Below are 5351 nucleotides of genomic sequence, written 5' to 3'. Positions count from 1 at the left end.
AATTGGGCGCTGCGATTCGATTACCAGGTTCGCGGCTTCACGTCGATACTCAGGTGTGTATTTCTGGCGTTGTTGACCCACAATGAACATCCTGTCTTGCGGACACAAAATCCACACTAATCGGGTCTCCACCAAACGAGGGTAACCTCATAGCCGCCTAATCACTAGGTAGTTCTATTACGTGACTTCGTTTCAAAGATTTGCGGGTAACCTTAGGCCTGCCCCGGCTACTTCAGCAGATAGCTATTCTTCACTCCGTACAAAAAATTGACACGCTCTACTTCTAGCTAAAACACAGATCGTTTGAATTTACGCAAAGAAATAACACTCACGAACAACGAAACTATACTTAATATTAGTGGAATACGGCTGGGTGGAACCTCTAGAGCGAAAAGTAGGAATCTCCAATGCGTATCAAATAATGATGGCCAAAGAGCGGTTTGCAAAACAAGCTGTGCTACAAGTAACAAAGCGAGTGTATCCACACTCACATATCTACCTATAAGTAGTGTCAAAGCGGTAAGAACAGTAGATACATAAGCGAATCTAGTGCTTCCTATGCCACAAAGGGAAAAGATCCAAGGAATAATCCATAAAACTAAGAGAACTATACCATCAATAACTAGCCAATTCCGTGAAACTTGAGCCTCTAACCTGGAAATCTGATTTCTGAAGAAAATCACTGGCAATGCAGCATAAGAAAACGAACACAAAGTACCAACGTTTGCCCCAGCAGTATCATCGAGCCAAGGGATATTTAGCAACCATCCCTCAGCGAAAGAAAGAACAAAGGCAATAAACAGCACCATTATTAGGACAGTAATTAGCCTATGCCCACGGCAGTACAAGAATGCGTATGAAGTCATGGGCTAATCGCTCACTCTGCATACAGAATGCTCAATACGTTGAGCAACGTCTTCAACGGTAACTTGTTGATTAGGCTCCCAAGGAAGACCACTAAGCGTAATTCCCAAATCTTTCGCCGGAATTCCACAGACTTTAGCGTCTGAACGAATGAGTTCCGCAGATCCAGCTTGATCCACAAACTCTCCAACTATCCCTTTTACAGTGGATTGACCGCTTAGACTTAGATGCTCTTCCGAAAGATCTCCCCACATGACGGGACGTTCTGAGAAATCTCTCCACTCAGGGGGTGATATTTTAGAGAAAGCATCCCTCGCCTGGATATTAAGCGATATATTTTCGTTAGGAACTTCCGGCCATGCGCAGACCTTAGAAGAGCAAACAACCTCACGAGAATCTCTTTGTTCAAGGCCAAACTCTGTGAGCTGCTGCGCCCAAGCAAAAGAACCGATGAGGGAAATAAGGCCTAAAAGGAAAGTCAACATATACATTTTACAGCGGTTCCTAAGCAATGCCGCAGCCGAGATTATGGTCAGCGTGGCTCCAATAATCCCTGCAATTGCTGTTCCAATTGCTTTCACATCTAGCGTTACATCAAAAGAACAGCACGCTAAAAAATCACCAGTTATATGTCTTAAGGATCCAGGAGAAGTGGCTGGAATTACCGCATACCACGTATATGCAAGCGCAGCTGATACAGACACTGAAACCAGTGGTTTAAACGAAAAGCCAAGTGCACTTCCGATTAATGTCCAACAGGTACCGACGATGGACGAATACGTCAGCATAACCCAAAAAACTGAAGATCCGAGCAGTGCAGAATCAGTACTTTGTGAAAGATTTGCTAATACATAGCCAAGAGGAAAAATCAGCGACCATGCAAACATTCGGTTCACATAGATACGAGCCACCGATTTTCGCCCCATCTGCACTAGAGGACGAAATCGTGATGCCTCCCATGCCATTGCGGCAGAAACCGCAGGGGCAATTACGAAGAATACCAATGTAGATTGAGCAGCTATCGACTCATAGTATGGCGTCTTTCCTAATTCCGAAATAGGAACCGCGCTGAGGATTATCCCAATAAGACAAATCCATAATGATGGACGGCGAAGCCAGTGTTTAATACCGAAATTAGGAACCACTGTAGTTTCCTCTCCGTACAAAAGATCGTGAGAGAATATGTGCCGGGGATTTTCCGGGTTCTGAAGCTAACTGCACGAAATCATGTCGTGAACCATCAAAATGTAGCTTTCCCTTATCAAGGACGAGAACGCGCTCGAAAGGTCTCTGTAGTTCGCCGGCATCATGCGTTGAGACGACTAGATTATGTCCTCTATCAACAATCCGTTGATATACCTCAGTTACATGCTCTTTGTTGAGTGGATCAAGTGCCGCACTTGGTTCATCAAGCAGCAGTGTTTCCGCCCCAGAGTTCAACGCAGTGGCGATCGCCAGCCTAGAGCGTTCCCCTCCGCTAAGACTTTCACACCGTTGATTAGAGACTCTTGACAGATCTACAAAATCTAGCCAATCTAAGCTTTCTTTCTTTGCGGCCTTTTTATCTCGCCCAAACAGCCAAGCAACATAAGCACAGTACTCACTAGAGGTGAAACCGGTAATAGGATTGAATGTCTGCTCTACTACAGATATAGATCCATTCCTTAGGACTGTTCCTTCCTTTGGAGAAGAATCTGATGCAAGAGCAGAAAAAAGTGTTGATTTCCCTGCACCGTTAGCTCCCAGAAGAAGCGTGGGTCGTTCATCTATCACTAACTGTGGTATATCCAGAATTATTTTACTTGAACGCCGGATTTTTAGTGCATTAGCTTGAATGGTCGCTACCATACAAATTTCATCCATTTGATGGTTAAGTGGTTCCAATCAAATGTATGGATATCAGCATGATAATTTCCCGCAGCCTGGCGCCCCCACCCGCCTCGGTCCCATCCTCCATAGCATTTATTGAGCGAACGTGAACCTAGGTCGGGGTCCGGCTTCATAGAAAGCTCTCGACGCAGGGTCATCTCAACTTTTCCAGGAGATCCATGTGGATCATTTAAACAGGTAGCTGCTGTAATCTCCGTGTTGTACCCGTCTATATTTCGATCGATCCACCCACGAGTCTTGTAGCCATCGCGAACGCCACTAACACTGGTTTCAAAGTTCCCCTCCGCGTTCGCTGGAGCAGCGAACATAGAAACCGCCAAGGCGGTTACTAACCCTGCTGCAATTTTCTTCATCACAGTACTTCCCTCTCGGAATTTAGACACGTCAAAATCGACCTCACCTTTATGACCTTTATGTGTGTTTGCTTCAGACTTCAGTATTATAAAGGATCACCTATATCGGGAACAGTGTTAACCTAACATAGGCATCTATAGCATGTACAGCCCGCAGTAAAGATATTCTAAGTACTACCCCCAATTACCATTTCTTCTTAAGGTTGATCCGCCTCCAAAATGGCATGTCCACTTCATATCCCACGAACTAAACGCCAGGTTCAAACGACATAACTGTTCCGAGTTGACGCGTCCCCGCTAGGCTAAGAGCGCCCCTTTGCGGGCAATCCCAGCAACGCTTCGTTGACGACATGATCCTCATCGACGACCGGCCAGATGAGGTTACTGAACGTATTTTGCCAGGCCATTGGGAAGGCGACCTCATCCTTGGTAAAAATAACCAATCAGCGGTAATCACATTAGTAGAACGCTTCAGTAGCCGCGTGAAGTAATGAATCCACGATCTGCTTGTTTTAGGACTCGGCAGATGGCCCCGGGCCCCAAACTGATCTTTGTACGCGTCGATGTAAGGGATCATTTGGTCGTGGGGTAGTCGAGTTCCGCTGCGAAAAAGCCGAAGCAGTCTTAACAATCCCGTTTGCTCGTTTCAGCTCACGGTTTTCGCGGCGCAGACGCTTGAGTTCTTCTTCCATTGTTTCGCTGCCTGAAGCGTCAGAATTATCGCGTACTGAAGCGCTGTCACGGTACCAAGCCCGCAACGTGTGGTGAGATCCTCCAAGGAGCTCACCGATCTCTGTGTAGGCACGTTGCAGTGAGCAAGACTCCAGGCGGACCATTTCGATGATCTGATGGACCGCCTTCTCCTTAAACTCGACGGAATACTTTCTAGGCATAGTTCAATCCTTCCTTAGCTGAGGTAAGAACTAAACCCAGGACGCTTCAGTTTGTATTCCATATCACGCATATGAGCATTCCCTTCGTTAATTAAAGAAGGTACTTTTAGGATAAGTAATTTTCTACAAGTAGGAGACTCTATCATGCGGAAATACTGGATCAAAAACGCACTAGGCAAGACAATGGCTGCTCTACTTCTAATGGCTAATTTGTCTCAACCAGCTGCCAATGCATCTACCTCTGCCCCTACAAAAGATTTCGGGGTCATCCCAGGAACAGTGGAAAGCTATGACTCTACAGCGGAGGAAATCTTGACAGAAGTTGCCACTTCGAAGAACTTCGATACTTCTGTCGACTCGGAATTATCTTTCTTTGGAAATAAAGGCCCCTACACTATAGTGTCGCAGTGGACGGATAAGAATGGAAAGCTGATTTACCTTCGAGAAAAGGCTCGGGCGAAAAACCAGAACAAACACGGTTTATCCATTCGTGCTTCACAAGCTTCAACAAAATATGCGCCAAAGATTAAGCGCTCCGGCGACCGCTATGAATATCGCCTGCCCATGGATCATATTTCCTGCTCGGGTTGGGGACCTTTTAAGAGGTGCCGGAAAGTTGAAACCACAGACATATTAACGGTGGTTGGTTTCAACAAGGTAAGGGACGGCAAACCTTACGGAGTTGTAACCACCCACTGCCTTGGCTACCAAGGCCGTTGCCCGCAATGGATTATCAATTCACCGCAGATTAAATAACAAATGTACAAAACGATACCTCAATCGTGGGCCACGGGGCTCGCTGGGAAAGACATTTCCGGAAAGGATATGTCCAACTATGATCTGACGGACATCAATCTCGAAGGAAGCATATGCAAAGGATGCTCGTTCCGTGGCTCCATGGTGGCATGGGCTAACTTGAAATCGGCAGATTTCACCGACGCAGATTTTACGAACGCAATTCTTAGCGAGTCAGACCTTCGTGGAGCGACATTAACGCGCGCTAATTTTACGAACGCATATCTGGTACCTGTTACCGCCAATCCAAGGCAATTCTCTGAATGTACAGGTTTGGAGGCAAGTAATGTGATACTTTATAGTCCCTGATTGCGCCTAAACGAATTCCGTTCAAGCCCTACCGTAAATCGGGCGTTGGAAACGCCTAGGGCGGTGCAGCCGTATCGGTAAATCTGCACACCCGTCAGTCCTGTCATATGTCTTGCCATATGGCGGGACATATGATGAGGTATATACTTTAGCGTATGTGAAGTGCCCCGTTGGGGTTGCCCGCAAATCGTGGACACGTAGTGGAGCTACCTCGTGGTTAGGTAGCTATTTCTTTTCTGCTGGTGGT

Annotated in this window: 6 protein-coding genes and 2 pseudogenes; 3 read left to right on the top strand and 5 right to left on the bottom strand. The window is 46.4% G+C overall.

Annotated features, from left to right (window positions below):
• Window positions 1–287 precede the first annotated feature (287 nt).
• Genes ABRP66_RS11345 through ABRP66_RS11330 form a run of 4 tightly spaced genes read right to left on the bottom strand, consistent with a single transcriptional unit; the run spans window position 288 to window position 3107 of the window.
• A complete protein-coding gene (locus ABRP66_RS11345) occupies window positions 288–809 on the bottom strand; it encodes a hypothetical protein (protein WP_284771331.1) in 522 nt (173 codons plus the stop codon).
• Window positions 810–869: 60 nt separating this feature from the next.
• Complete coding sequence (locus ABRP66_RS11340; protein ID WP_284783760.1) at window positions 870–2009, bottom strand: hypothetical protein; 1140 nt, start codon at window positions 2007–2009, stop codon at window positions 870–872.
• On the bottom strand, window positions 1999–2712 hold the full coding sequence (locus ABRP66_RS11335) for an ATP-binding cassette domain-containing protein (protein WP_284771329.1): 714 nt from the start codon (window positions 2710–2712) through the stop codon (window positions 1999–2001). The genes ABRP66_RS11340 and ABRP66_RS11335 overlap by 11 nt, the downstream gene beginning before the upstream one ends.
• A complete protein-coding gene (locus ABRP66_RS11330; RefSeq protein ID WP_284785734.1) occupies window positions 2706–3107 on the bottom strand; it encodes a hypothetical protein in 402 nt (133 codons plus the stop codon). The genes ABRP66_RS11335 and ABRP66_RS11330 overlap by 7 nt, the downstream gene beginning before the upstream one ends.
• Before the next feature lie 347 nt (window positions 3108–3454).
• Between ABRP66_RS11330 and ABRP66_RS11325 the strand changes: the two are divergent.
• Window positions 3455–3583 (top strand): annotated as a pseudogene (locus ABRP66_RS11325) (IS30 family transposase); the annotation flags it as partial.
• Here the strand turns inward: ABRP66_RS11325 and ABRP66_RS11320 are convergent.
• A pseudogene (locus tag ABRP66_RS11320) lies at window positions 3582–4000 on the bottom strand (transposase); the annotation flags it as partial. The pseudogenes ABRP66_RS11325 and ABRP66_RS11320 sit on opposite strands and share 2 nt — an antisense overlap.
• A gap of 201 nt (window positions 4001–4201) precedes the next feature.
• On the opposite strand from ABRP66_RS11320, the gene ABRP66_RS11315 reads away from it, so the two are divergent.
• A complete protein-coding gene (locus tag ABRP66_RS11315; RefSeq protein ID WP_284771327.1) occupies window positions 4202–4756 on the top strand; it encodes a hypothetical protein in 555 nt (184 codons plus the stop codon).
• 3 nt (window positions 4757–4759) lie between these two features.
• Window positions 4760–5104, top strand: coding sequence for a pentapeptide repeat-containing protein (locus ABRP66_RS11310; protein ID WP_349838696.1), 345 nt, complete (start codon window positions 4760–4762; stop codon window positions 5102–5104).
• Window positions 5105–5351 lie beyond the last annotated feature (247 nt).

It is taken from the genome of Corynebacterium sp. KPL2680 (genome assembly GCF_040225675.1).
GTDB classification, from domain to species: Bacteria; Actinomycetota; Actinomycetes; order Mycobacteriales; family Mycobacteriaceae; genus Corynebacterium; species Corynebacterium rhinophilum.
The sequence above is the reverse complement of the archived record's forward strand: the minus strand, read 5'-3'. Positions and strand labels throughout refer to the sequence as shown.